The following is a 25,170-nucleotide window of genomic DNA, read 5'->3' as shown; positions in this document are numbered from 1 at the left end:
GAAAGTGATTTGGCAATGCGCCCTTCATGAGGTTCAATGCATTCAGGAGGTCAGCCATGCAAAACCCCGAGCGTTTCGAGAAATTCTATTTTGCCAAAGTCGGCATGGGTGAAGCCTGTGGCTGTGCCGAGCGGATAATAGACGTGTTCGAATTCAACCGCAAAGGCGGTGCGCAATCCAGGCAACCTGTGAAACAGGACAGGCGCAGACGCGGATCCTTTCGGGCATGGGCGGTCAAATATGGGCTGATGAGCCGCAGGCGCACATAACCAACACCTGACGGCGCACACAGTTCGCATTCCGCTTCATGGCGTGGCTCAGGCGGTATGATTGCATTTCTGAAACCACCATGTCCGGTTGCCACGAGAACAGGTCAGACCGGCACCAGCTTCCCGTCGCGAAGATCCAGTTCATCGGGCGCCAGTTCCAAGCGGAACGCCGGCGAATGACTGACAAGCAAAATCGCCTGTGGCAACGCGCGCAGGATTTCCAGCAGGCGCGCTTCGTTTTTCGTATCCAACGCATTCGTCGGTTCGTCCAGCAACAGCACTTCGGGTTCCATCGCCAGAACCGTCGCCAGGGTCACCAGACGTTTTTCTCCGCCTGACAATTTATGGGTAATGCGGTTCTTCAGGTGCATCAGGTCCAGATCGCCCAGAACTTTGTCGACGATGGCAAGTGCTTCGTCGCGGGTCTTGCCCAGATTGAGCGGACCAAAAGCAACGTCTTCGGCGACGGTCGGGCAGAACAGCTGATCGTCCGCATCCTGAAATACAAGCCCCACCCGGCGGCGGACCTCATGGAAATCAGCCTCTTCCACGCGTTGCTGACCAAAAACGGTGACAGTGCCCGAACACGGGCGCTGCAACCCAAGCAAAATCCGCAGGAGCGTCGATTTCCCCGCTCCGTTCGGGCCTGTCAGGGACAGGCGCTGCCCCGCGCTCAGGCTCAGGCTTGCCCCGTCCAGAACGGGTGGCTGGCCGGGGTAGGAAAAACAGATGTCTTCAAGCGTGATCAGTGTCATGCGAATTCCAGAATGATCAGACCCAGGCAGAGGCCGCTGAAACCAGCCGCAAACACAATGTCCGCGCGGGTCAGGGCAAATTCCTGAAGCAACGGCATACGCCCGGAAAACCCCCGGCACTTCATCGCGGCCAGGATGCGTTCCGATCTTTCGATCGCGCGCACAAGCATCATGCCCACAAGGTAGCCAAAGCTGCGATATGTGTGCCAGTTTGTTGCTGGCCGAAAACCGCGCACCTTCATGGCCGCGCGCAAACGCAGATACTCTTCCCGCAACACCTCGATATACCGGATCGTGAACATCAGCAGGTAAACCAGCTTTTCCGGGCAACGCAGACGATGCAGGGCGTGGCCCAGTGTAACCGGCTCCATCGTCCCGACCAAAACCAACAGGGACAGGATCACGGCATTGGCGGTCAAGGCAATCTCGACCGCTTTCCAAAAACCCTGCCAGCTTGCGGAGAATCCCCAAAGCGTGAACATCGGATCCCCGGGCATGGAAAAGGGCAACAGGACCAGCATGAACAGGATGAACCCATCCATCATGGCCATTCGCTTCAACGTCTTTCGCCGCGGCAGACGTGAAACTATCAGAAGCGAAAGCGACACTGTCAGCGCCGCGCAAAGCGCGCCGAGGGATGACAGCGCCACGGTCACGACCGCAAAAACAACTGCCATGACGATCCGCATCCGAGGATCCAGCAGGCTGATCAGACCTTCTGGTCCGTCACCGGCTTCGGACAGTGTTTTTTCCTTGTGCCCCAGAACGTGTGCCATCAGGAGGCCAGCTTGCGGCGGGCCGCCATGTAAAAGCCCAGACCAAACAGACCAACGATGTACCCGATCCCGCCAAGGATGGTTTGCAGGTCATTCTGTTCGCGATAGGCCGCAATCTCGCGCCTGAGCGGGCGCAATTCGTTACGTACGGCCTTGGCGATAACCTGCTGCTCTTCGGCGCTGAGAGACGCCGCCGAACCGCTGGCCTGCGTCACAGCAGCCGAAGATGAGCCACCGTTTTCTGCCACGGCAACGCCCATGATCCGCGCGACATCTTCGGCAGACATCGTGACTTCGGCCACATGCCCGGCGCCAAGGTTGGCAAAGAAGGTGTGCGCCACGGCCGAGGTCGGCGTGTAGACAAAAAAACCGTCCGCATCCGTGACCGATCGACCCAGCTCGGCCCCATCCGGGCCGGTGACAATGACCTCGGTGCCGTTTGCCATGTCGCCGTTAGAAAAGCCAATTTCGCCCTCGATGACGTCTCCCGACTCGAAAACGCCGGCTATGACCTTGTGCGCCAGGGCAGGCACAGGTGCGCAGCACACGGCCAATATGACAACCAGATGCTTCATGTGGCTGCTCCTCTGAAAAACAGCTCGGGCTTGACCTTGCGCGCCAACAACACGGCGAACCCGGTCAAAATCGCCTCGATGGCCATGACAGGAATATGGGCGAAGAAAACAAGCTTGGCGGCAGGCAGAAATTCATCCCCCGACAGCGCCAAGGAAAACGCGACCATGCCGGTTGTCGCCGCAATCGCAAATGCGCCGCCGACGCCCCCCCAAATTGCACCTTGCAAAGGCGTTCCACGCGCGATCAGACGACCGAACAACATTCCGGCCACCACTGCGGGAAAGGCGATATTGACGGTGTTGATCCCCAACACCGTCAACCCGCCAAAGCCGAAAAAGACCGCCTGTAGCAAAAGCCCGACGAACAAAGCCGGGAATGCGGCCCAACCAAGCAGCAGCCCGGCCATGCCGTTGAGGATCAGATGGACCGACGACGGACCAATGGGCACGTGGATCAAGGATGCCACGAAGAAACTGGCTGACAGCACGCCCGCAGTGGGGATGCGATCAAGATCCAGAGACCTGAGACCCATGGCGATCCCGCCCGCGGCGGCTATGGCGCCGCCAATTACAACCGGGTTGGAAAGGGCTCCGTCGACGATGTGCATTTGGGGTTACTCCAGATCCCAGGCACGAATCCAGATGACCGCATCCTGGCTGAGTTCTTTGCCCTCATGTTCGGTTGCCGGACCGGAACCAAGGGCGGCGAAACCCCAGTAACCGGCTTTCGGAACGCCGAACGAAAAGTACCCGTTGTCGTCAGATATTGCGACCACCGCACCACCCGGCATAGGAGACGCTTTCGGTGCAGAAACCGCCGAACTTTCCATGTCGGGTTCGGCGGCCATGTACTCGATCTCGATCTCGGCCCCCGCAACCGGCTGACCATCAGCCAGCACACGGCCCGTGAAAGTCGAACCCGCGATGATGTTGGTCGGCTTGTTCAGCGGGATAATCTCGGTCGGCAGACCCACGGGATTCATCCAGTCGGTCGGCAATTCGTTGCGGTTCAGGAAGGCTTTGGTGAGCTGTTGGATATAAATGTCTTCGGATTCCTCATAATAAGGCTGAGGAACCGTCACCAGCACATAGTCGCCCGAACGTTTGACCGGGACACTGCCCTTGAACGCCGCGCCCTCGTTTTCCCCGCCGGTGAACCGGATAGGTTCCAGCGTGTCCAGCAAATCGGTCTTTTCACCGTTGTGGATCACGTAGAATTCCTGCGGCTTTTCAAGATCCATGACATGGCCATTCTCGAACGGATGCCAGAAAATCAGTTTGACCGCCACATCGCCCGGTTTCTCGATCATGGTGTCCGTGGTGTATTCCAAAAGGAAATGCGCATTTGCGATGGCAGGAAGAGCCACCGCGGCAGCGGCTGCGCTGAGCAGCGTTTTCATGAACAGTCGTCCTTGTCCCGTCGCGCCAATCCCGGCGCGAAATTCGTTTTGACCACGGGACATTCAACGCCAAATTACCCTTTCAGGCATCCTGGTCCGACGCACATCCCGTCGCCGATTAGGAGTGCCCCTTGTGAGGGCACATGTCCGGCAGGTATCCTGACTTGCGGGTCAAAGCGTTGGACTGGCCTTCCCGGGCAACCCCCAGTGGCGTTTCAGCCCTGCTCGCCGCTTACAGTTGCGGGTGCAGTTGCGGAATTGGGCCTGAGCCCGCACCGCATTCCCTATTGATTCCAGAGCAAGCCCCGGAACCGGACATGCCGAGCGGCTTGCCAGACAACTCAGCCCTCCGTCAACGAAAATGTGTTACGGCCATCGAAAATAATGAGCTCGGCAGTTTGCGAGAGTGAACCAGTTTGTGAAATATCCAAGGCAACAAGGTGATTTCACATCTAAGCTTCTGAAAGATACCTTTCCGACAACGGCAGGCTCGCCGCGCCCAGTGAGCGTGCTTCCGGGCCCACGGTCCCTGCCAGCACGGCAGGGCGCTCGAGACCGGTCAGGTTAAGCTCAGACAGTTTGTCTTCGACCATTTCAACCAAACGCGCCTTGATGTCCTGCGGCATCCAGCCGTCAATCTTCACGCATTCGAAATCTATCAGGCTACAGGACGAGACAATCGCATAGGCAATCCCACTCGCCGTCTGTTTCAACCAGTATTCCAGTTGAACTTTTGGCACATCCCAACGCTGGGTCGTTTCCCAAATGGAATGCGACGTGACACCTGCCGTGGTGATTGCACGCTCGAGCACGTACAGGCTGGCCACGTCGATGAGCGGCCTGACACCACCGACATCATCCGGCACAGGCAAGGGGCCGATTGCGCCCGCGTTTCCACGCCCCGAAAAGATTGCGCCATTGAGGACCACACCGCCGCCAATGAAAAACCCGATATAGAAGTACAGGAAATCCCTTGGCCCATCGGCTGGACCGAATACCAATTCCGCCCCACAAGCCGCAGTGGCGTCATTTTGCAGGAATACCGGAATATCGAGGCGACGCGCCAGGTCAGCCTTCAGGTCTGATACGCGCCACGGGTCCATTTCTTCCTGAGGAACCTGAAGGGTCTGGGCCCAGTCCCATAGGTAGAACGGCATGGCAATCCCAAGTCCCGCAATCCTGCCTTTGGCCTCAGGCGACATGGATGATATCATTTTGCCCAGACTCTCAGTGGAAAACTCCAAAGTCGCTTTCGGCGTTGGATAGTCATAAGTTCGCCGCTCGCTTTGCCGCACATTTCCGACAAAGTCAGTCAAAACCAACTCGGCACTGCGACGCCCCACCTTGAGCCCAAAGAAAAACGCACCATCCGGGTTAAGTCGCATGGGAACAGAAGGTTGCCCGACTTTCCCGCGGACCGGTTCGCCGCGCAAAAGCAAACCATCCTTCTCCAACAGCCGCATAATGACGGAAACGGTTTGTGCCGACAATCCGGTCATGCGCGCGATCTCGGACTTCGAAAGGGCCTGGTGACGCCGGACAAGCGACAATACAAGCCGTTCGTTCCGGGCCCGCATCCCGCTTTGGTTGGTTCCGCGCACCTCTGACCCGTGCAGGCCAATCGAATTTTTCCGAGATGAATTTTCCGGCACGACCACCCCTTTCCTGTTGAAGAATGAGAAAGCCCGCCCGCCCTGTCAATAATAAATAAGAGTGATTTATTTATTGACTCAAAATTCGAATCTTGTGATTGTTTCTTATGGGGTCAGGATTTTTTGCCTGATCGCCCTCGTGCCCTACTCGGCATAGAAAAAACTGGGAGGATAATCGATGAAACTTGCAAAACTTGCGGGTGCTGCTGCGCTCGGGGTTACTGCCATGGCTGGCAGCGCAATGGCGGAAGGCGAAACTGTTTGCCTGATCACCAAGACGGACACCAACCCGTTCTTTGTCAAAATGAAAGAAGGTGCGACTGCAAAAGCGGAAGAGCTGGGAATGACGCTCAAAGCCTTTGCGGGCAAAGTTGACGGTGACCATGAAACGCAGGTGCAAGCCATTGAGACCTGCATTCTGGACGGCGCCAAAGGCATTCTGCTGACGGCCTCGGACACATCATCCATCGTTCCGGCCGTGAAGCAGGCGCGGGATGCAGGTGTTCTGGTTATCGCTCTGGATACGCCGCTGGAACCCATTGACTCGGCTGACGCGACCTTTGCCACGGACAATTTCCTGGCCGGGCTGCTGATTGGACAATGGGCCAAAGCCACGCTGGGCGACGCGGCCAACGACGCGAAAATTGCGACACTGGATCTTGCCGTCAGTCAGCCGACAGTGGATGTGCTGCGCAATCAGGGTTTCCTGCAAGGCTTTGGTGTCGATCTGGCGGACCCGAACGTAATAGGTGATGAAGATGACCCCCGTCTTGTCGGAAGTGATGTCACTGCCGGCAACGAAGAAGGTGGTCGCCGCGCGATGGAAAACCTTCTGGCCAAAGATCCCACGATCAACGTTGTTCACACCATCAACGAGCCTGCCGCGGCAGGCGCCTACGAGGCGCTGAAAGCCATCGGGCGCGAAAATGACGTGCTCATCGTTTCCGTGGACGGAGGCTGCCCGGGTGTCCAAAACGTTGCCGATGGTGTTATCGGCGCGACGTCGCAGCAATACCCGCTGCTGATGGCATCGCTGGGTGTTGAAGCCGTCAAGAAATGGGCGGACGAAGGCGTGAAGCCTGAAAACACGCCTGGCAAGGATTTCTTTGACACCGGCGTGGCGCTTGTAACGGACAAGCCTGCCGAAGGCGTCGAGTCGATCTCGGTCAAAGAAGGCATGGACCTCTGCTGGGGTTAACCTGACCACCCGGAGGGCCGCAGAGGGCGGCCTTCCGCATTTCAAACCACCCATTCGCCCGAAAACTTGCTAAAGTCGTCAGCAACCTGACGCTTTGGGGGAACCTTTATGTCCGATACTTCACGACGATCAGACGACTTCGAAGCCGCTGCAAAGGGCAGCCCGGAACAGATTGCCGAATTTGACGATCACCACCGCGGGTTCGTCGGAACGGTTCAGCATTTTCTGCATGTGAACCCCTCTTTAGTGCCGCTGATCGTTCTTGTGGCTGCCATCGTCATTTTCGGGGCTTTGCTGGGCTCCAAGTTCTTCTCGCCATTCGCGCTGACCCTGATCCTGCAACAGGTTCAGATCGTCGGGATCGTGGCGGCGGCGCAAAGCCTCGTCATCCTGACCGCCGGTATCGATCTGAGCGTCGGGGCAATCATGGTGATGTCGTCGGTTGTCATGGGTCAGTTCACCTTCCGATATGGGCTGCCACCAACGGTCGCGATTGTTTGCGGCCTTTTCGTTGGCACCGCAATCGGTGCGGTGAACGGGTATCTGGTCAGCCGCATCAAACTGCCGCCGTTCATCGTGACGCTTGGCATGTGGCAAATCGTTCTTGCGGCGAACTTCCTGTATTCTCAGAACGAAACAATCCGGTCGCAGGAGATCGAAGAAAACGCCGCAATTCTGCAACTTTTCGGGGCCAAGTTCAACGTGGGCGGGGCGGTATTCACCGTCGGCGTGATCTTCATGCTTGTGCTGATCCTCGGGCTTTCCTACGCCCTTCGTCACACCGCATGGGGAAGGCATGTTTACGCGGTCGGAGATGACCCGGAAGCTGCCGAGTTGTCAGGTGTCAATGTGCACCGAACGCTTATGTCCGTTTACATGTTGTCCGGGCTGATCTGTGCCTTTGCGGGCTGGGCTTTGATCGGCCGGATCGGATCAGTGTCTCCGACATCAGGCCAGTTGGCCAATATAGAAAGCATAACGGCGGTTGTGATCGGGGGCATATCCCTGTTCGGCGGCCGCGGGTCCATTCTCGGATCATTGTTCGGAGCGTTGATCGTCGGGGTCTTCACGCTTGGGCTTCGGTTGCTGGGCGCTGACGCGCAATGGACGTTCCTGTTGATCGGCATCCTTATCATCGCAGCGGTCGCGGTCGACCAGTGGATCAGAAAGGTGGCAGGCTGATGGAACCTATTCTCAAAGGACGGAACCTTGTGAAGCGCTATGGCAAGGTGACTGCACTGGACCATTGCGATTTCGATCTGATGCCGGGTGAAATTCTGGCGGTGATCGGCGACAACGGGGCAGGCAAATCAACGCTGATCAAGGCGGTGTCCGGCGCGGTGATGCCGGATGAGGGCGAAGTCTGGCTGGAAGGTCAGAAGGTGAATTTTCATTCGCCGATTGACGCGCGCGAAGCCGGTATTGAAACGGTTTACCAGACCCTTGCGATGTCCCCTGCCCTGTCGATTGCGGACAACATGTTCATGGGGCGCGAGATTCGGCGCAAAGGGCCGTTGGGATCATGGTTCCGAATGCTCGACCGTCCGGCGATGGAGAAATTCGCCCGCGACAAGCTGAGCGAACTGGGCCTGATGACGATCCAGAACATCAATCAAGCCGTCGAAACACTGTCCGGGGGTCAGCGTCAGGGTGTTGCGGTGGCACGTGCCGCGGCATTCGGATCAAAAGTCATCATCCTGGACGAACCAACCGCCGCATTGGGCGTGAAGGAAAGCCGGCGCGTTCTTGAACTGATCCTGGACGTGAAGTCTCGCGGCATTCCGATCATCCTGATCAGCCACAATATGCCACATGTTTTCGAGGTCGCCGATCGAATTCACGTGCATCGGCTGGGCAAACGCCTCTGCGTCGTTGATCCCAAGGATTACACGATGTCCGACGCGGTGGCGTTCATGACCGGTGCCAAGGAACCGCCCGCCGAGGACCAGGCCGCGTGAAAAGCACACTTGCCACCCCGGAGGCGCTTGCAAGAAAAATCGCGGATGCCGTCCAGGCCTTGCCGCCGCTGCAAGACCGGCATCTTGTCGCGATTGCCGGGCCGCCGGGTTCGGGAAAAACGACCGCGGCGGGCCTTGCAACCAAAGAGCTCAATCTGCGCGGCGTCGCAACCGGATTGGTTTTCATGGACGGCTTCCACTATGACAACGTGATCTTGAAGGATCGCGGCCTGCTGAACCGCAAAGGATCTCCTGAAACTTTTGATCTTGCCGGCTTTCATGCGTTGCTTGATCGATTGCGTGCGGAAGAAGAAGTCGCAATACCCGCGTTTGACCGGGAACTGGATCTGGCCATTGCCGCGCGGTCCATGATCACAGCGGATCAGCGCGTTGTTCTGGTTGAGGGCAATTACCTTCTCTTGAACGAGCCGGGTTGGTCGGACCTTCACCAACTGTGGACATTCAAGGTATTTTTGGACACCGATTTGAAAACACTCCAAACCCGCCTGACCAACAGATGGATCGGCCATGGTCTGGACGCCAATGCCGCCAAGGACCGCGCGCAGTCGAACGATCTGCCGAATGCACAGCGCGTGATCCGAAATTCGATACCCGGTGATCTGACACTGGCTTGAGTTTTGCCTGCGGCCAACACAACCCGTCTTGATGAAAGGCCAGAGGTCAGTTCCGGTACACCGGCGGAACAAGACCGGCCTGGAACCAAGTCACGAAGGACACGATCGAAAACACCGGCAGCCCGGTCGCCTGTTGAATATCCGACGCATAGGGGCACATATTCGTGCACTCCAGAACTATTGCCCCAAGATCGGGGTGGTCCGAGGCCAACGCGATCGCGGCCTCAACATTGTCCTCCCGGGCCTTCTCAACATTCAGACGCGATTCATTGCCAAGAATTGCGCGGGTGAACTCCCCCCCACCCTCGGTTGTGCCGATTGGCGTGTCCAAGGGGACATTGGCAGCCTGAAGATGGTCATTGGTCAAGGTGGACGCCGAAATGGTCAGAATGCCCGCACGCTTTCCCCTGGGAAGGATGCGATTCACCATTTCGACCTGCATCAAGGACGACGTGACGACGGGAACCGGAACGGCCTCGGCCAGTTCCTTCTGGAACAGGGACAGGAACCCGCAATTGGTTGTTATTCCGTCGGCGCCGTCTTTGACCAGCTCTTGCGCGGCGTCGATGAAGACCTCGAGCATACCTTCGGCCCGATGCCGGACCACCCGATCGGGCGAGGCATCCCGGACGATGCGGTACAGCACCGGAAACGGCCATGTCTGCGCATTGCCCATGTCACCAGGAATTCTTGGGAATTGCGCGTCCAGCATGAGGATTCCCACCGATGCGCCGTAAATGGATTTGCCGCCCTGCACGATCATCCCTGTGCCTCCTCGACAATGCGGGTCGAGATGTCTTCGGCCCCTTCCATGTAGATGCTGGTAATCCCGTGACGCACTGCGTCCTGAACCTGATCCATTCGTTTTGTGATATGAGCCGCCAGAACCCGGGCCGCCTCGTCCGCGTCCCGATCCAGCAGGGCCTGCATGACGTGTTTATGTTCGTCCTTGGACTTCTGCACCCGGTCCATGCTCATGGAAATCCAGCGGATATAGCGGATACGCTCGTTGATCCGCGTCAGAGTTTGCAACAACTCCATGTTCCCTGACAGCTTTGCGATCCCCAGATGGAACGCTTCGTCCCGGGTAACTGCCTCTTCGATCGTCAGGCCGGTGATGTCGATGCCCGTTTCGTAAAGTTCGTCACGCAGCATTTGCAGGTCTTCATCGGTCGCCCTGGCGCAGGCGGATCGGGCCGCCGCGGATTCGATGATCTGGCGCAGCTCGAAAAGGTCGAACACGCTTTGCGCATCCAAGGAACGGCAAAAGAATCCTTGCCCCGGGCGGAAATCGAACAGCCGTTCGGCAACCAGACGGTTCAACGCTTCTCGCAACGGCGTGCGACTGACGCCCAAATCCCTGGACAGAGCGACCTCGTTCAGGCGGTCACCGGGGCGCAGGCGGAAGGAGACCGCCATCGCTTTGACCTGATCATAGATATCATCGACGCGTGGACCCGCCATAAACAATGCCCTTCTTCGGTTGATTCACAGGTGCCACACTCAATTCTTGAAATCAATATGCAAGTCTGTATACAGTTATGTGTACAATTATTATTCGAAGGAATCGCGAACCATGACAGGGACGAATTACCTGACCGGAGCCGAGGCGATGGTGCGTATGCTCGAGGCGCATGGCGTGACGCATATGTTCGGCCTGTGCGGCGATACCACCTTGCCGTTCTATGACGCGCTCGCCCGAGTGGATCACGGCATTCAGCACATTCTGACCCGCGACGAACGGCACGCCGCCTACATGGCGGATGGCTATGCCCGCGTGACAGGCAAGCCCGGCGTTTGCGAAGGCCCTTCCGGCGGTGGCGCAACCTACATTCTGCCGGGTGTGGTCGAGGCCAATGAAAGTTCGGTTCCAATCCTGGCGATCACCTCCGATGTGGCGACAACCAGCCGCGGGAAATACCCTTTGACAGAACTGGATCAGCCGGCGTTGTTCCGCCCACTGACGAAGTGGAACGCGTCTCTGGATGATGCCGCCCGGCTTCCGGCCATGGTTCGTGCGGCATTCCGGGCGATGACAACGGGAACACCCGGCGCGACCCATCTGGCGCTGCCGTTTGATACGCAGAAGGCACAAGTGGACGAAGCGGAAATCTGGGCCGACGACCGGCATCGCAGCTATCCCGCCGAACGGGCTGCCCCCGATCCTGATGCCATCGAAGCAGCCGCAGCCATTCTTGCCCGGGCCAAAACCGCCTTCGCAGTCTGTGGCGGCGGCCCCGTTCTGTCCGGCGCAACCGATGCGTTGCGTCGCGTCGCCGGTCTGCTGGATATGCCCGTCGCCACAACCGTTTCAGGCCAAGGGTCTATCGCCGAAACCGATCCTCTGGCCCTGGGTGTCGTCGGATCGAACGGCGGGATCCCCGCGACCCGTGCCGTGGTGGATCAGGCTGATGTCGTCCTGTTCATCGGGTGCCGCGCCGGTTCGGTCACGACCGAACGGTGGAGAAGCCCCGGACGCAACGCCACGATCATTCACATCGACAGCGACCCCATGGTGATCGGCGCAAACTATCAGACCGAAGTCGCGATTTGCGCCGATGCCCGTCTGGCGTTGGAGGCACTTGCTCATGCACTGGAGCAACGGCAAGACCTGAACGGTCAAGGCGGAACAGCCAAGGCCCGCGCCGCGTGGGAGGCCAAGGCGGCGGCGTTTGCCCCCTTGGCTGCAAGTCGGGAAACCCCGATACGGCCCGAGGCTGTCATGGCGTCCCTGATGGGCATTCTGGACGACGATGCGATTGTGGTCGCTGACCCCGGCACCCCCTGCCCCTATTTCAGCGCGCATTACCGTTGGCGGCAACCCGGGCGGCATTTCATCACAAATCGCGCACATGGAGCACTGGGCTATTCTCTGGGGGCGGCCATGGGTGCGCATGTCGGCCGGCCCTCGGTCAAGACCCTGGCCGTCATGGGCGATGGTTCGTTTGGGTTCACCTGCGGTGAATTTGAAACGATGGTTCGGCACAAAATGCCGATCACCTCGATCGTTTTCTCGAACTCGGTCTTCGGATGGATCAAGGCGGGTCAGGATGCTGGGTTTGATCAACGCTATTACAACGTCGATTTCAACCGGACTGACCACGCCGCCGTCGCAGCCGCCTTCGGAGTGAAATCATGGACGGTCAAAGACCCTGAGGACTTGCCGAAGGTGCTGAAACAGGCCCTCGAACATGATGGCCCCACATTGGTCGACATCCATTCGCAGCAGCTTCACGAGGCCGCTGCACCTGTGTCGGAATGGGTTGCGTAAGAGGCAATCGACGGGGTCAGCTGGGCCAGAAATTCCTGCGCAATCGTGGACAGGGGGCGCCCCTTTGCGGTGATGATTGCAAGATCCAGCATGACGGATGGCCTGAACGGGCGGGTCTGGTACCCGCTCTCACCATCGAACGTCACGGTAAAGGGATCGATCATCGCAACACCCATGCCCTGTTTCACAAAACTCAGCAGGTTCTCGGACAGGTGCGTGTGAATCTGTGTCCGCCACGTGCGCCCGGATGCCTGAAAGATGTCACGGGTTCGACGGTGGGTTTGATGTTCCGGGCCCATCACGATGAAGGGCTCGTTTTCCAGTATTTCCGGTGTCAGAACGTCATAATCCGCCAAGGGGCTGTTTTCTGGAAAAGTCGCAAGCGTTTCGAATTGAAACACCTGATAATTCAGAGTGTCGTGCAGGATCGGCATCTCGACGATGCCGATTTCAAACAGGCCTGAAATCACCCATTCCTGAATCTTGGATGAATACTGCGACTGGAAACTGACGGAAAGGTTGGGGCGGCTTTTGGCAAAACGAGCGATCTCGCGCGGCATGAAACCAAATGACAGAAGATGCGGTGCCGCAACCTGCAATTGACCGGGATGTTTGTTCTGCAAATCTGTCACGGCCTGCGCCACGTGATCCAGCCCGCGCACGACCGTGTCGACTTCGCGGAACAGCAGCTCGGCTTCCGGGGTGGGCAGCAAACGGCCCTTGTTGCGCTCGAACAGAGGCAGTCGTGCTTCGCGTTCCAACTGAGCCAACAGATTGCTGATACCAGGCTGGGATATCCCAAGTACCGACGCCGCACCGGTTACGGTACCGGTTTCCATGATGGCGTGAAACGCTTGAAGCTGGCGAAAGCGTAGGGACATGGATTACTGTATCATTTTTTATGATGAACTGTCGAAGATATAGTATTTGAAATGATATGCTCGTCAAGGCAGGCTTTCGCTCAACCACAGGGGGCGGAATGAACGATCTGTCACAAAACATCATCGGTTACGACCTTTGGCACCTGAAGCTTCCGGTCACGTCCCGCCGGGATCACGGTATAGGATCCATCGAAGGCGCCTGCGAAGTCGTCATACTGCGACTGACATCCGAGGATGGCACACAGGGATTTGGCGAAGCGTCACCCTGGTCGGTGTTCACCGGCACCCCGGAAGCGACATTTGCGGCACTGGATCGATATCTACGCCCCCTTGTTCTTGGCGCCCGCGTGGGCGACCGGTCAGCCATCATGGCGCGCGCGGCCTGTGCCGTGGCGCATTGCACCGAGGCCAAGGCCGCGCTGGAAACCGCGCTGCTGGATCTGGCCGGCCGTATCAGCGACATCCCTGTCTGGTCATTGCTGGGCGGTCGTTGCCGCAGCACCATTCCGCTCAGCTGTTCCATCGCCAACCCGGACTTTTCTCAGGACATAGACCTGTTGGCGCGGTTGCGAGAGGACGGCGTGCGGATTGTCAAACTCAAGACCGGGTTCAAGGATCACGCCTTTGACATCATGCGGTTGGAGTACCTTGCGCAGAACTGCCCTGAATTCTCGGTCCGCGTGGATTTCAATCAGGGGCTGAGCATCGAGGAGGCTCCGACGCGGGTGCGGGACGTGGCCCGGTTCAATCCTGATTTCATCGAACAGCCGGTTCGCGCCCATCACTTCGGCATGATGGCGAAGCTACGGCATATGACCGATGTTCCCCTTCTCGCCGATGAAAGCGTCTTTGGTCCCGAAGATATGGAACGCGCCGCGCGTGAAAGCATTTGCGATGGTGTCTCGGTGAAAATAATGAAGTCTGGCGGACTGACCCGCGGGCAAACGGTCGCCCGCATCGCGGCGGCGCACGGCCTGACGGCGTATGGCGGGGACATGTTCGAGGCCGGCCTGGCCCATCTTGCGGGCACCCATCTGATTGCCGCGACACCCGAGATCACATTGGGCTGCGAGTTTTATCAGGCGTCCTATTTTCTGAAAGAGGACATTCTGGAAGAACCCTTCCGGATCCGGAACGGTCAGGTCTGCGTGCCCGAAACCCCCGGGCTTGGCGGCAGGCCCGAGGTGGCCAAACTGAACCATTACGCAGTGGCCAGGGCGGTTTCAGAATGAGCGACAAGAAAACCATAGCCATCATCGGCGCCGGTATCGTCGGCGTGTCGGCCGCGGTCTGGCTGCAACGGGACGGGCACGACGTGATCCTGTTCGACAAGGCCGGACCGGGTGAAGGCACGTCTCATGGCAATGGCGGTGTGCTGGCGTCTTGTTCCATCATACCTGTGACGGTTCCCGGACTGCTTGGCAAAGCACCCAAAATGTTGCTGAGCTCGTCGCAGCCGCTGTTTTTGAAATGGGGGTATCTGCCCAAGCTGCTCCCATGGCTCCGGCAATATCTGAGCCACGCGAACGTGGCAGACGTTGAACGGATCGCGGCGGCGCTGACGCCGATCGTCGGCGACAGCCTGAATGATCACAAGGCTTTGGCAACAGGCACGCGTGCTGAAAAGTGGATCGTGCCCAGCGACTATCTGTTTCTCTACGAGAACCGGGCCCATTTTGAACAAGATGCGTTGGGCTGGGGAATAAGGCGGAAGAACGGCTTTGATTGGGAAGAACTGGAGGGCAAGGCGTTTCACGACTATGACCCCGTGTTCAGCCCGGATATCGGTTTCGCTGCCAAGCTGTCAAACCACGGTCATATCACCGATCCCGGGCAGTACGTGAAAGACTTGGCCGCCCATGTTGAGGACGGCGGCGGCCGGATCATCCGCGCCAATGTCGAGGACGTCACCCGCGAGAACGGCCGCGTTACCGGTGTGCGCGCGGATGGTGAGACCATCGCTTGCGACACCGCCATTGTCACGGCTGGCGTCTGGTCGGGGCCGCTGGCGAAGCGACTGGGGGTTTCTGTTCCTCTTGAAAGCGAGCGCGGTTATCATCTTGAATTGATGGCACCTTCTGCCATGCCCCGCAGCCCGGTCATGGTGGCTTCGGGCAAGTTTGTTGCCACGCCCATGGATGGGCGCATACGCTTAGCGGGTATCGTGGAGTTCGGTGGGCTGGACGCACCGCCCTCACGCGCGCCATTTGAATTGATGCGAAAGAATGCCCGGGCCGCTTTTCCGGGCATAACATGGAAGGAGGAAGTGGAATGGATGGGGCACAGGCCGGCCCCGGCTGACTCGATCCCGATCATCGGTGACGTGCCCGGTATCAAAGGGGCCTATATGGGCTTTGGTCATCATCACATCGGCCTGACAGGCGGGCCAAAGACCGGACGGCTTCTGGCGCAGATGATCGCGGGCAGAACCCCGAACACCGACGTAAGCGTCTACGCGCCGTCGCGCTTTGCAACATAAGAACAGACCGATGAAGAACATCGGTATTTCAAAACTCGATAGGGAGAAAACGATGAAAACACTGACAAACCTTCTGGCAGCAACCACTTTGACTGCTGCCGCGGCAGCACCGGCCATGGCCGAAAAATGGGACATGCCGATGGCCTATTCGGCGTCGAACTTCCATTCGGCCACCGGTGCGGAATTCGCCAAATGTGTAACGACCGGAACCGGCGGTGAGATCGAAATCGTTACGCATCCATCCGGCTCGCTGTTCAAAGGTGCCGATATCAAACGCGCAATCCAGACCGGGCAAGCCCCGATCGGCGAACGCCTTCTGTCCGGCCACCAGAATGAGAACGCGTTGTTCGGTTTCGATTCGATCCCGTTCCTTGCGACCTCGTTCGACGACAGCGCCAAGCTTTGGGAGGCCGCCAAGCCATCTATCGAAAAAGTATTGGCAGAGCAGAACCTGACGCTGCTTTATGCTGTACCGTGGCCGCCGCAGGGGCTGTATTTCAAGAATGAGGTGAACTCGGTCGCCGATATGAAGGGCATCAAGTTCCGTTCGTACAACAACGCGACTTCGCGACTGGCCGAGCTGACGGGCATGTTGCCGGTGACGATCGAAGCGGCAGAAATCAGTCAGGCTTTTGCGACGGGTGTCGCCGAGTCGATGGTGTCTTCGGGATCGACCGGGTATGACCGCAAGGTCTGGGAAAGCCTGAACTATTTCTACGAAGTCGATGCCTGGTTGCCGCGCAACTACGTGATGGTGAATTCGGATGTCTGGTCGGGCGTGTCCGACGCCAACAAGAACGTCATCAAGGCCTGCGCAGAGCTGGCGGAATACGCGGGCAACTGGCGCGCCAAGGAATATACCGGCTTTACTCTGCAAGGTCTGCGTGATGGTGGCATGACCGTCGGTCCGGCATCCGAGCAGATGACGAATGAGCTAAAAGAGATTGGTGTGACCATGACCAATGAATGGCTGGAAGCCGCCGGAGACGAAGGCAAAGCCATCGTCGACGCGTTCAACGCCTCTCAGTAACCGTTCGAGGCAGGCGGCGTTGCATTGCGTCGCCTGTTTTCCATCCAATCATAACAAAGCGGGGACGCCATGGCGGTATTGCGGGGGCTTCGGTCCGTTCTGGATTTCATCTATCTTGCAGCGGGGGTACTGGCGGCGGTCAGCCTGATTGCCATTCTTTTGCTGATCGTCGTGCAGATGCTGGCCCGCTGGACCGGTGAAGTCTTTCCCGGAGCGCCCGACTATGCCGGCTATGCAATGGCGGCGGCATCTTTTCTGGCCTTTGCCAATGCGCTGAACCGGGGCAGCCACATTCGGGTTTCGATCCTTTTGAACGCGGTGCCTGACAGCGTGCGGCGTGTCCTTGAAATCTGGTGTTTCACCATCGGCACAGCCGTCATGTGGTATTTCTGCTGGTATGCCTATCGCTTCGTCTATTGGAGCTGGAAGTTCAACGACATCAGCCAGGGTCAGGACAGAACCGCGCTGTGGATTCCGCAATCCGCGATGCTGATCGGAGCAGTGATCCTGGCCATCGCGCTGACGGATCACCTGATCCACGTCCTGTTCAAAGGTGACCATCGCATTGTCCGCGATCTGGCCGACCAGAGCCACGGAGAATAGACGCATGGAAAATCTGTCTGTCATCATCCTTTTCCTTTTTGTTCTGTTCACGTTGCTCGGTACCGGCGTCTGGGTCGGCCTGGCCCTGATGGGGGTCGCCTGGGTCGGGATGGAGCTGTTCACGACACGCCCCGTGGGCGACGTGATGATCACGACGATCTGGTCCGCTTCGTCGTCGTGGACCCTGACCGCCTTGCCCATGTTCATCTGGATGGGCGAAATCCTGTACCGCACGCGATTGTCCGAAGACATGTTCAAAGGGCTGTCCCCCTGGATGGCCCCCTTGCCCGGCGGTTTGGTGCATACCAATATCGTGGGTTGTACCGTCTTCGCGGCAGTCTCAGGTTCGTCGGCCGCAACGCTGACCACCGTCGGAAAGATGTCAATCCCCGAACTGCGGAAGCGCAACTACCCCGAACGGATGATCATCGGTACTCTGACCGGCGCGGCCACTCTGGGGCTGATGATCCCGCCGTCCCTAACCCTGATCGTCTACGGGGTGACGATCAATGAATCGATCACCAAGCTGTTCTTTGCCGGCATCCTTCCCGGTTTGGTGCTGGCAGCGATGTTCATGGGTTATGTCGCGATCTATTCCAAGTTGGGCAAAGACTGGACCCCGGATGTCGAGGGCAAGCTGAGCTTTTCCGAGAAAGTCAGAAACTCCCGCTTTTTGTTGCCTGTGATCCTGCTGATCACGGTCGTCATCGGCTCAATGTATCTGGGCTATGCCACTGCGACCGAAGCTGCGGCTTTCGGGGTGATCGGCGGCCTGCTGCTGGCGGCAGGCCAGGGGTCGTTGAACTGGAAGACATTCACCGAAAGCCTGATGGGCGCCACGCGAACCAGCGCGATGATCGCCCTGATCCTTGCCGGCGCGGCGTTTCTGTCGCTGTCCATGGGCTTCACCGGCCTGCCGCGCGGGCTGGCCGATCTGATTGCAGGTTGGGAACTGACCCGTTTCGAACTGCTTATGGTCCTGCTGGTGTTCTACATCATTCTGGGCTGTTTTCTTGACGGGATTTCTTCCGTCGTTTTGACCATGGCCGTGGTGGAACCAATGATCCGCGACGCTGGCATTGACCTGATCTGGTTCGGCATCTTCATCGTGGTCGTCGTTGAAATGGCGCAGATCACACCACCGATCGGATTCAACCTGTTCGTGATGCAGGGCATGACCAACCATGAGATGAGCTATATCGCACGCGCTGCGATCCCGATGTTCCTGATCATGGTGCTGATGGTTTTCATCCTCATTTGGTTCCCCGACCTCGCCACCTGGCTGCCCGAGAATTTGCGTCAGAGCCCGGGCGGGTAAAACGGCCTTGAACCTGCTCCATCTGACTGCCCGCCACGGGCCCCGTGTTCTGGTCGCCGGATTGGCGGCGGGTCTTCTATTGCCGGGTTTGGCCGAGCCCATGCGAGGCCTGCTGCCGCCCCTGGTCGTGTTGTTGCTGTTCGTCACCGTCCTGAGAATGGACCCCGAAACCATTCTTGGATCGTTGAGCGATCTGCACAAGGTCGCGTTCACCGTCATCGGGTTTCAATTCGTGATACCGCTGATCATTCTGGCCATCGGATTTGTCGGGGGATGGACCGGAACGCCGGTGCTTCTGTCCCTGCTCATCATGGCGGCTGCGCCCTCGATTTCCGGCAGTCCCAACATGTGTTTGATGATGGGCTACCCACCTGAACACGCGATGCGAATGATGGTGGTTGGGACCGCCCTGCTGCCATTGACAGCGTTTCCGGTGTTCCTGCTCATGCCTGAACTGGGCGGCATTCACTCTGTTCTGCTGGCCGGGTTGCAACTGCTGTTGACGATACTCTGCACAACCGGCGCCGCCATTGTTGTCCGGCGCGTCTGGTTGCGTTCACCATCACGCTCCACATTGGTGAATCTGGAAGGGTTGGGCACAATCACCTTGGCCGTTTTTGCCATCGGCCTGATGCCTTCCGTCAGCACCACTGCGCTGAAAAGCCCGGCCGTCGCCGCTTTCTGGATCGCGCTCGCCTGTCTGGCCAATTTCGGAGCACAATTCATTTCGTTCCGGATGACCCGAGTACGTCTGCCGGCAGCCAGGGCAACGGCAATCTCTCTGATCGCGGGAAACAGAAACATCGCGATATTCTTCGTTGCTTTGCCGCCCGAGGTCACCGCACCCATCATGGCCTTCATCGGGGCGTATCAAATCCCGATGTACCTAACGCCAATGGTCATGCGTCATCTCTACATGCGGCAAGTCTTGCCCGAGTAGCTTTGGAAAGCCGCCTTAGGATATTTTTATCCCTTTTCTCCGATCCTTGTCGGCGTTGGGCCGATACCTCGTGCTTGGTTCAATGCAAAAAAACACGCTCAGGGAAATCGGGTGAATAATTGTCACTATTGACAGTTAATTGCACTCTTCCTATTTACTGTCAATGTTGACAGTAAAGGATATATCATGCCGATTAGCAAACTGGTCGTCGCATCTGTGATGACACTAGCTTCAACCCTCGGGGCATCCGCACAAACTCTCACTGCGACGGTGCAGGACGTGCGCAATGCAGAGGGTGATTTGATCATTGCCGTGTTCGATGACTCTAAATCTTTTAGGGCCATGGACGTGGCGAACGCGGCGGCCTTGGCTTCCATTCCTGCTGTCAAGGGCTTGGCTTCGGTCACCTTTCACAATCTCCCGCTTGGCACCTATGCGATTGCCGCGATTCACGACGAGAACAGCAACAGCGACCTGGATACCGAGAAGGATGTCCCAACCGAAGGGTACGCCTTTGGCGGCATGGATCGGAGCGGTCTACCGCCGGAATTCGCGGATGCCGCTGTCGCCATCGGCGCCGGCGTAACCGCAGACCTGTAGCTGAAATACTGGAAATAACATGATCGGGCGCCCCTCAAATCGTGATGAACGTTATGAACAGATTATGCAGGCCCTGGTCAGATGTGTTGCGAGATATGGCCTTGATGGTGCATCGCTTTCGCAAATAGCCAAGGAAGCGGGCCTGACACGGCCTCTGATCCGGCATCACCTGGGCAATCGGGATGAATTGATTACGACCCTGCAAGACTATGTTCTGAAAAGTTTTTCGGAACAGTCTGACGCACTCGTTGCAGGCTTGCCGGCGTCGGGAAAATCAAGACATCTGATCGATCTTCTGTTCTCGGACATGAACCAGACGTCACCGGATATGGTACTTGCCTTCGCAGCACTCACCGCGCGGGCGGTCGAGGATGCTTCGCTTCGCCGGGCTTGTCGAGAGGCTCTGCTTGCCTTTGAAACTACGATTGCTGCGATACTGCGCGCGGATTTCCCGAATGTGGATGCCGCAAAGGTCAATACCGCCGCTCATGGCATTGTGGCGCTTTATTTCAACGCGACGTCTTTGGCCCCTCTGGATATGCCGAATGTCTGGAAAACTCAGGCCGAACAGGCCGCGCGTGCGCTGTTCAATGGCCTGGCGCAAGAACCATGACACGCAAGCGACAGCTGAACTACATCACCTTCGCGGCGCTGATGGTGACGACGGTACTTGGCTATCAGGCTCTGTGGGGGCTTCTTTTCATGTTCTGGACAATCCCGAATTTCTATTCCGGTCACGCTTTGCTTTTGACCGACGTAACCCGGGATGAGGACCCCATCCTGTTTTGGCTGATCCAACTCGCCTGGGTCGCATTAGGCCTGTCGATGATCGCCAGCGACTTTCTCCCCCAAACGTTTTGAAAATTCCTTCACAAGAGGCTCAAATGAAACCCATGCTGCACCTTTTGCCGGTCGAAGCTTACACGAGCCGGGATTGGTTCGACCGGGAAATGCGCGAGATCTTCTCCAAAACCTGGCGCTACGCCGGTTTTATGGAGGATGTCAGTGAACCCGGCCAGTTCATCGCCGTGCAGGCCGGACTCAACAACATATTCGTGATCATGGGGCGCGATCGTCGCCTGCGCGCCTTCCATAACATCTGCCGCCATCGCGGTACCCAATTGATCCGCGCGGTTGGCAAAACGCAAAAAGCATTGACCTGTCCTTATCACGATTGGACCTACGATCTTGAAGGCAATCTGATTTCGGTGCCGGATGAGCACGAGGAATTTGGCAAGGTCGACAAGTCCTGTCTTGGCCTGAAACCCGCCAAGGTCGACATCTGGAAATCGATGATTTTCGTCCATCCAGACCCCGACGCGCCTTCCATCGCCGAATGGTTCGGCCCCGTCGAACCCCATATCGGCCCGCACGTACCGGAAGAGCTGATCGAGTACGAAGACCTGAACACCAGCTATGAGATAAAGGCCAACTGGAAGGTTGTCGTCGAAAATTACATCGACGTTTACCACCTGAGCCATCTGCATTCGAATACGCTGCAGATGTATGACCACAAATCCGCCGAATTCCACTGGGAAGGACCTCATTACATGTTTTGGGAGCCGCCCGTGGCGGAGTTTCTGGAAGATCAGGACAGCAAACTGAGCGCCCCGCGCGTCATCCCCAAAGACATGAACGGCGCCTGGGTGCCGATGCTGTTCCCGGGGATTGGTCTGGCCGCTTCGGAAGACGGCTGGAATATCTTCATTGTCGAACCCCTTGGCCCGGAACTGACACGAGTTCACAACCGTGGGCGGGTGTCCCATAGCTCGGAATGGGAATTCACCAAACAGTCGATGAAGTCGTCCTCTTTCTGGTCCAAGTTTGGAATAGCTGGGAAATACGAAGCCAATGACGCGATGGGCGAAGATGACCCGATGGTTGCCGGTGACTTTACCGGCGAAGATATCTACGCGTGCGAGCAACAGCAGAAATCCCTGCATTCTCCGTATTTTGAAGCAGGTCCGGCGGCAAACGGTGAAAGTCCCGTCATCGAGCACCAGAAAGTTGTTCTGCAATGGTTGGGGGAAGGGAAATGAACCCGCGTGATTTTTTCCCATTGCGCGTTTGCGGGGCCAGAGTCGAGCCGGATGGCGTGGCAAAGACCGTTATGTTCGATGTCCCTGACCACCTGATGGTCATATTCGCCTGGAGGCCGGGCCAACACGTGTCCGTTCGTTTCAATATTGATGGCGAAGAGCACCGTCGAAGCTATTCGATCTCCAGTTCGCCTTACTCCGGGGATCCGCTTCGCATCACAGTCAAACGGGTCAAGGGTGGCCGTGTCAGCAACTTCATCAACGACACTGTTCAGGAAGGGCAAACCATTGACGTCATGCCGCCATTTGGCAGTTTCTGCCTGGACCCCGACGAAACGGCGCGGCGCACCCATTACTTTTTTGGCGCGGGCTCTGGCATTACTCCGCTCTTTGCAATGCTGAACTCGGTTTTGACAGCCGAGCCCCATTCAGTCGCGCATTTGGTGTATGGCAACACAAACGCGAAGAGCATCCTGTTGCAGCACGAACTGAGCGTGCTTCAGAAAGCGCATCCCGAACGTTTTACAATCAACCATGTCTTTTCGAAACCCGGCTGGTGGTCCAACGCCGAGTACTGGCGGCAAGGTACAATCGACAAGGCCGCCATCGAAGCGTTGATCGCCGAGTATCCACCTTACGCCCAGGACGCGCGGTACTATGTCTGTGGTCCGGGCGATATGAACCAGGCCGTCAAATCGGCGTTGATGTCCATTGATGTTCCCCAGAACCGCATCCACATGGAAAGCTATGGTGCTGCGCCGGATCTGGACACGGGTATTGAAGGGGTGGACGCAAGCGCTGAATTGACGCTGGAAGGCACCCGACATCTCATTTCGGTCTCCAAGGGACAGACCATTCTTCACGCAGCGCAGTCAGCGGGGCTCAAGCCACCCTATTCCTGCCAATCCGGAGTTTGCGGCGCGTGCCGGGCCAAACTGACCGACGGCACAGTTCATATGCGGGCGCGCATGGCGCTGGAAGACAAAGACATCAAAGCCGGAGAAATCCTGACCTGCCAGTCAATACCCACGGCGGAAAAACTGACGATCAGCTTTGACCAGACCCGTCGCTGAAAAGCCAATGACGCGCCTGAGGCATGCCGGTTCACGCCGCCTCAGGTTCATTCACGGATCGGATCATGCGTCGGGCGCGCAATCTCGGATCACGAAGTGCTTGGTCGTTTCTTCCACGACTTCCCAATAGCCGCGAAAGCCATTGGGGATCAAAAAGCTGGCCCCGGTGCGAAAATCCTGACGGGTCCCGTCTTCGTGGATCAGGGCGCAATGGCCTTTGACGATATAGCAATATTCGTCCTTGTCCGTGAACGCGTGCCATTTGCCCGGCGTAGACGTCCAGGTCCCGGCAGACAGTTGTCCATCCGGGCTGGTGAAGTGCATTCCAATCTTGTGATGCGGATCACCCGCGACAACGCGATCGGGAAGATCGGCCAAACGCCTTTCGCTGCGCGTTGCGGGCTCATCGAAAAGATTGATTACCTGTGTCGTCATGAGGTCATACCCTCCTGCTGGTCATGTAGTGCGAGATGACGTGACCGGCCAATGAACGGTCACGTGCTGGACTTGGATTTCCGCCATCTTCTAATGAAACAGGTAGACACCCGCCAAAACCAGAGCAGCGATAAAGATCGTCTCGGCCACGATCAGGACGATGGCCTGCCCGCCCACATCCAGAATCCGCTTGAGCGACGTTTTCATGCCCACTGCCGCAATCGACACCAGCAGCGCCCACCGGCTGAGATCGGCCATGGCCGACGCTACCACTTCGGGGATCAGGCCCATTGAATTCAGGACGGCAAAGATCAGAAAGCCAACGACAAACATCGGCAAAATTGGCGGGCGCTTGCCGTCTTCCTCGCTGAACTCCGCATGGCGCCGGACAAGAAACGAGATGACCAGCACCACCGGGGCCAGCATGGCGACACGGATCAACTTGACCAAAGTCGCCACCTCACCGGTTTGGTCCGAAACCGAAAACCCGGCCCCGACAACCTGCGCGACATCATGGATCGTTCCGCCCAGGAAGACCCCTGAAACCTCGTCGTTGAACTCGAAAGCCTCGGTGAGGATCGGGTAGGCGATCATCGCGATTGTAGACAGAACAGTAACCGACAGTACCGTGAAAACCAGGTTCCGCTCCGAATGCTCGTTTTTGGGCAGAATGGCCGACAAGGCCATCGCGGCCGATGCACCGCAGATCGCAACCGATCCCCCCGTCAGCACCCCAAAGCGCCAACCACGGCCCAGAAGACGCGCGCCAAGAAGCCCGAACAGGATCGTGAGGATCACACCGGCAATCACAACGGCAATCAGATCAGCGCCAAGGCTCATCATCAATTCAACGGAAATACGCGCCCCAAGCAGCGCAACGCCAAAACGCAGAACCGTTCGTGCGGTAAATTCGATTCCGGCCTTGCAGTCGCCGGCATCGTCTTCGGCCAGGAAATGGAACGCGATGCCCAGCAACAGGGCCATCAGCATCGCCGGGGCACCATAATGTTCGGACAAGAACTTCGCTGCGACGGCAACAACCACGGAAACAAGGAAACCGTGCCCGTTCAAACGAACGAAAGACCGTGCCCGAAGCCACGGCGAGTTGGATGCACTCAACGCCTGCATCTTACTTCCTTTGCAATATTTGAGCTGCCTTTTAGGCAAAGCCTGCCCCCACCCCCACCGTATTCGGCCCGGGTGGAGGCATGATCAGATTACAGCTCGACCTGAGCTTTCATGTCGTCTGCCGAGATTCCTGCGACGGCGACGGGTTTTTTCAT

The 25,170-nt window shown here is 57.8% G+C and carries 28 protein-coding genes and 1 riboswitch; of the genes, 17 read left to right on the top strand and 11 right to left on the bottom strand.

Annotation, left to right across the window (positions count from 1 at the left end; all coding sequences use genetic code 11):
- Nucleotides 1-56: 56 nt before the first annotated feature.
- On the top strand, nucleotides 57-269 hold the full coding sequence (locus GS620_RS21355; RefSeq protein WP_152460419.1) for a hypothetical protein: 213 nt from the start codon (nucleotides 57-59) through the stop codon (nucleotides 267-269).
- A 104-nt stretch (nucleotides 270-373) separates the two neighbouring features.
- Here GS620_RS21355 and GS620_RS21350 read toward each other — a convergent pair whose 3' ends face one another.
- From GS620_RS21350 to GS620_RS21325, 6 genes are all read right to left on the bottom strand, one after another.
- Nucleotides 374-1,024: an energy-coupling factor ABC transporter ATP-binding protein gene (locus GS620_RS21350; protein ID WP_171617675.1), complete on the bottom strand. Its 651-nt coding sequence runs from the start codon at nucleotides 1,022-1,024 to the stop codon at nucleotides 374-376.
- The gene (gene cbiQ, locus GS620_RS21345) at nucleotides 1,021-1,800 is read right to left on the bottom strand and encodes a cobalt ECF transporter T component CbiQ (RefSeq protein WP_171230731.1); all 780 of its coding nucleotides are present in this window, start codon (nucleotides 1,798-1,800) and stop codon (nucleotides 1,021-1,023) included. Before cbiQ ends, GS620_RS21350 begins: the two co-directional genes overlap by 4 nt.
- On the bottom strand, nucleotides 1,800-2,375 hold the full coding sequence (locus GS620_RS21340; protein WP_171120846.1) for a cobalt ABC transporter permease: 576 nt from the start codon (nucleotides 2,373-2,375) through the stop codon (nucleotides 1,800-1,802). Before GS620_RS21340 ends, cbiQ begins: the two co-directional genes overlap by 1 nt.
- A complete protein-coding gene (gene cbiM, locus GS620_RS21335) occupies nucleotides 2,372-2,983 on the bottom strand; it encodes a cobalt transporter CbiM (RefSeq protein WP_152460423.1) in 612 nt (203 codons plus the stop codon). The genes GS620_RS21340 and cbiM overlap by 4 nt, the downstream gene beginning before the upstream one ends.
- Before the next feature lie 6 nt (nucleotides 2,984-2,989).
- A complete protein-coding gene (locus GS620_RS21330) occupies nucleotides 2,990-3,775 on the bottom strand; it encodes a DUF4198 domain-containing protein (protein WP_171617674.1) in 786 nt (261 codons plus the stop codon).
- Nucleotides 3,776-3,906: 131 nt separating this feature from the next.
- Nucleotides 3,907-4,106, bottom strand: a riboswitch (cobalamin riboswitch).
- 121 nt (nucleotides 4,107-4,227) lie between these two features.
- Nucleotides 4,228-5,352, bottom strand: a complete 1,125-nt coding sequence (locus GS620_RS21325; protein WP_171617682.1) for an ROK family transcriptional regulator — start codon at nucleotides 5,350-5,352, stop codon at nucleotides 4,228-4,230.
- A gap of 253 nt (nucleotides 5,353-5,605) precedes the next feature.
- Here GS620_RS21325 and GS620_RS21320 point away from each other — a divergent pair, with 253 nt between their 5' ends.
- From GS620_RS21320 to GS620_RS21305, 4 genes are all read left to right on the top strand, one after another.
- On the top strand, nucleotides 5,606-6,625 hold the full coding sequence (locus GS620_RS21320) for a sugar ABC transporter substrate-binding protein (protein ID WP_152460425.1): 1,020 nt from the start codon (nucleotides 5,606-5,608) through the stop codon (nucleotides 6,623-6,625).
- 108 nt (nucleotides 6,626-6,733) lie between these two features.
- Nucleotides 6,734-7,807 (top strand): ABC transporter permease, encoded by a 1,074-nt coding sequence (locus GS620_RS21315; RefSeq protein ID WP_171172710.1) that lies wholly within the window; start codon nucleotides 6,734-6,736, stop codon nucleotides 7,805-7,807.
- A complete protein-coding gene (locus tag GS620_RS21310; protein ID WP_171172709.1) occupies nucleotides 7,807-8,583 on the top strand; it encodes an ATP-binding cassette domain-containing protein in 777 nt (258 codons plus the stop codon). Before GS620_RS21315 ends, GS620_RS21310 begins: the two co-directional genes overlap by 1 nt.
- The gene (locus GS620_RS21305) at nucleotides 8,580-9,218 is read left to right on the top strand and encodes a hypothetical protein (protein ID WP_371809836.1); all 639 of its coding nucleotides are present in this window, start codon (nucleotides 8,580-8,582) and stop codon (nucleotides 9,216-9,218) included. The genes GS620_RS21310 and GS620_RS21305 overlap by 4 nt, the downstream gene beginning before the upstream one ends.
- A gap of 46 nt (nucleotides 9,219-9,264) precedes the next feature.
- On the opposite strand, the gene GS620_RS21300 is transcribed toward GS620_RS21305, so the two are convergent.
- Complete coding sequence (locus tag GS620_RS21300; protein WP_171617673.1) at nucleotides 9,265-9,981, bottom strand: aspartate/glutamate racemase family protein; 717 nt, start codon at nucleotides 9,979-9,981, stop codon at nucleotides 9,265-9,267.
- Nucleotides 9,978-10,682: a GntR family transcriptional regulator gene (locus GS620_RS21295; RefSeq protein WP_171617672.1), complete on the bottom strand. Its 705-nt coding sequence runs from the start codon at nucleotides 10,680-10,682 to the stop codon at nucleotides 9,978-9,980. The genes GS620_RS21300 and GS620_RS21295 overlap by 4 nt, the downstream gene beginning before the upstream one ends.
- Nucleotides 10,683-10,794: 112 nt before the next feature.
- Here GS620_RS21295 and GS620_RS21290 point away from each other — a divergent pair, with 112 nt between their 5' ends.
- The gene (locus tag GS620_RS21290) at nucleotides 10,795-12,489 is read left to right on the top strand and encodes a thiamine pyrophosphate-binding protein (protein WP_171617671.1); all 1,695 of its coding nucleotides are present in this window, start codon (nucleotides 10,795-10,797) and stop codon (nucleotides 12,487-12,489) included.
- Here GS620_RS21290 and GS620_RS21285 read toward each other — a convergent pair.
- Nucleotides 12,450-13,370 carry a LysR family transcriptional regulator gene (locus GS620_RS21285; protein ID WP_171364694.1) on the bottom strand — a complete coding sequence of 307 codons (921 nt, stop codon included), beginning with the start codon at nucleotides 13,368-13,370 and terminating at the stop codon, nucleotides 12,450-12,452. The genes GS620_RS21290 and GS620_RS21285 overlap by 40 nt on opposite strands.
- A gap of 98 nt (nucleotides 13,371-13,468) precedes the next feature.
- Here GS620_RS21285 and GS620_RS21280 point away from each other — a divergent pair, with 98 nt between their 5' ends.
- From GS620_RS21280 to GS620_RS21230, 11 genes are all read left to right on the top strand, one after another.
- Nucleotides 13,469-14,602 (top strand): enolase C-terminal domain-like protein, encoded by a 1,134-nt coding sequence (locus GS620_RS21280; RefSeq protein ID WP_171617670.1) that lies wholly within the window; start codon nucleotides 13,469-13,471, stop codon nucleotides 14,600-14,602.
- Nucleotides 14,599-15,849: an FAD-binding oxidoreductase gene (locus GS620_RS21275; protein WP_171617669.1), complete on the top strand. Its 1,251-nt coding sequence runs from the start codon at nucleotides 14,599-14,601 to the stop codon at nucleotides 15,847-15,849. The genes GS620_RS21280 and GS620_RS21275 overlap by 4 nt, the downstream gene beginning before the upstream one ends.
- A gap of 52 nt (nucleotides 15,850-15,901) precedes the next feature.
- Entirely contained in the window at nucleotides 15,902-16,879 is a 978-nt protein-coding gene (locus tag GS620_RS21270) for a TRAP transporter substrate-binding protein (RefSeq protein ID WP_171617668.1), read from the top strand.
- A gap of 69 nt (nucleotides 16,880-16,948) precedes the next feature.
- Nucleotides 16,949-17,482, top strand: a complete 534-nt coding sequence (locus tag GS620_RS21265) for a TRAP transporter small permease (RefSeq protein ID WP_171172704.1) — start codon at nucleotides 16,949-16,951, stop codon at nucleotides 17,480-17,482.
- A gap of 4 nt (nucleotides 17,483-17,486) precedes the next feature.
- Nucleotides 17,487-18,800, top strand: coding sequence for a TRAP transporter large permease (locus GS620_RS21260; protein ID WP_152460436.1), 1,314 nt, complete (start codon nucleotides 17,487-17,489; stop codon nucleotides 18,798-18,800).
- 7 nt (nucleotides 18,801-18,807) lie between these two features.
- Nucleotides 18,808-19,740, top strand: a complete 933-nt coding sequence (locus tag GS620_RS21255; RefSeq protein WP_171617667.1) for a hypothetical protein — start codon at nucleotides 18,808-18,810, stop codon at nucleotides 19,738-19,740.
- A gap of 186 nt (nucleotides 19,741-19,926) precedes the next feature.
- Complete coding sequence (locus GS620_RS21250; RefSeq protein ID WP_171617666.1) at nucleotides 19,927-20,340, top strand: DUF2141 domain-containing protein; 414 nt, start codon at nucleotides 19,927-19,929, stop codon at nucleotides 20,338-20,340.
- A gap of 64 nt (nucleotides 20,341-20,404) precedes the next feature.
- On the top strand, nucleotides 20,405-20,953 hold the full coding sequence (locus GS620_RS21245; protein ID WP_171172701.1) for a TetR/AcrR family transcriptional regulator: 549 nt from the start codon (nucleotides 20,405-20,407) through the stop codon (nucleotides 20,951-20,953).
- Nucleotides 20,950-21,201 carry a hypothetical protein gene (locus tag GS620_RS21240; RefSeq protein ID WP_171617665.1) on the top strand — a complete coding sequence of 84 codons (252 nt, stop codon included), beginning with the start codon at nucleotides 20,950-20,952 and terminating at the stop codon, nucleotides 21,199-21,201. Before GS620_RS21245 ends, GS620_RS21240 begins: the two co-directional genes overlap by 4 nt.
- Nucleotides 21,202-21,224: 23 nt before the next feature.
- The gene (locus GS620_RS21235; RefSeq protein WP_171617664.1) at nucleotides 21,225-22,379 is read left to right on the top strand and encodes an aromatic ring-hydroxylating dioxygenase subunit alpha; all 1,155 of its coding nucleotides are present in this window, start codon (nucleotides 21,225-21,227) and stop codon (nucleotides 22,377-22,379) included.
- Nucleotides 22,376-23,452 carry a 2Fe-2S iron-sulfur cluster-binding protein gene (locus GS620_RS21230; RefSeq protein WP_171617663.1) on the top strand — a complete coding sequence of 359 codons (1,077 nt, stop codon included), beginning with the start codon at nucleotides 22,376-22,378 and terminating at the stop codon, nucleotides 23,450-23,452. Before GS620_RS21235 ends, GS620_RS21230 begins: the two co-directional genes overlap by 4 nt.
- 63 nt (nucleotides 23,453-23,515) lie before the next feature.
- On the opposite strand, the gene GS620_RS21225 is transcribed toward GS620_RS21230, so the two are convergent.
- Together GS620_RS21225 and GS620_RS21220 are read right to left on the bottom strand one after the other, a co-directional pair.
- Nucleotides 23,516-23,887, bottom strand: coding sequence for a cupin domain-containing protein (locus tag GS620_RS21225; protein WP_171617662.1), 372 nt, complete (start codon nucleotides 23,885-23,887; stop codon nucleotides 23,516-23,518).
- Between the two features lie 90 nt (nucleotides 23,888-23,977).
- Nucleotides 23,978-25,015, bottom strand: coding sequence for a YeiH family protein (locus GS620_RS21220; RefSeq protein WP_171172696.1), 1,038 nt, complete (start codon nucleotides 25,013-25,015; stop codon nucleotides 23,978-23,980).
- Nucleotides 25,016-25,170 lie beyond the last annotated feature (155 nt).

It is taken from the genome of Ruegeria sp. HKCCD6428 (assembly GCF_013110595.1).
Taxonomy (GTDB): domain Bacteria; phylum Pseudomonadota; class Alphaproteobacteria; order Rhodobacterales; family Rhodobacteraceae; genus Ruegeria.
This window is presented reverse-complemented; position numbering and strand designations above follow the sequence as displayed.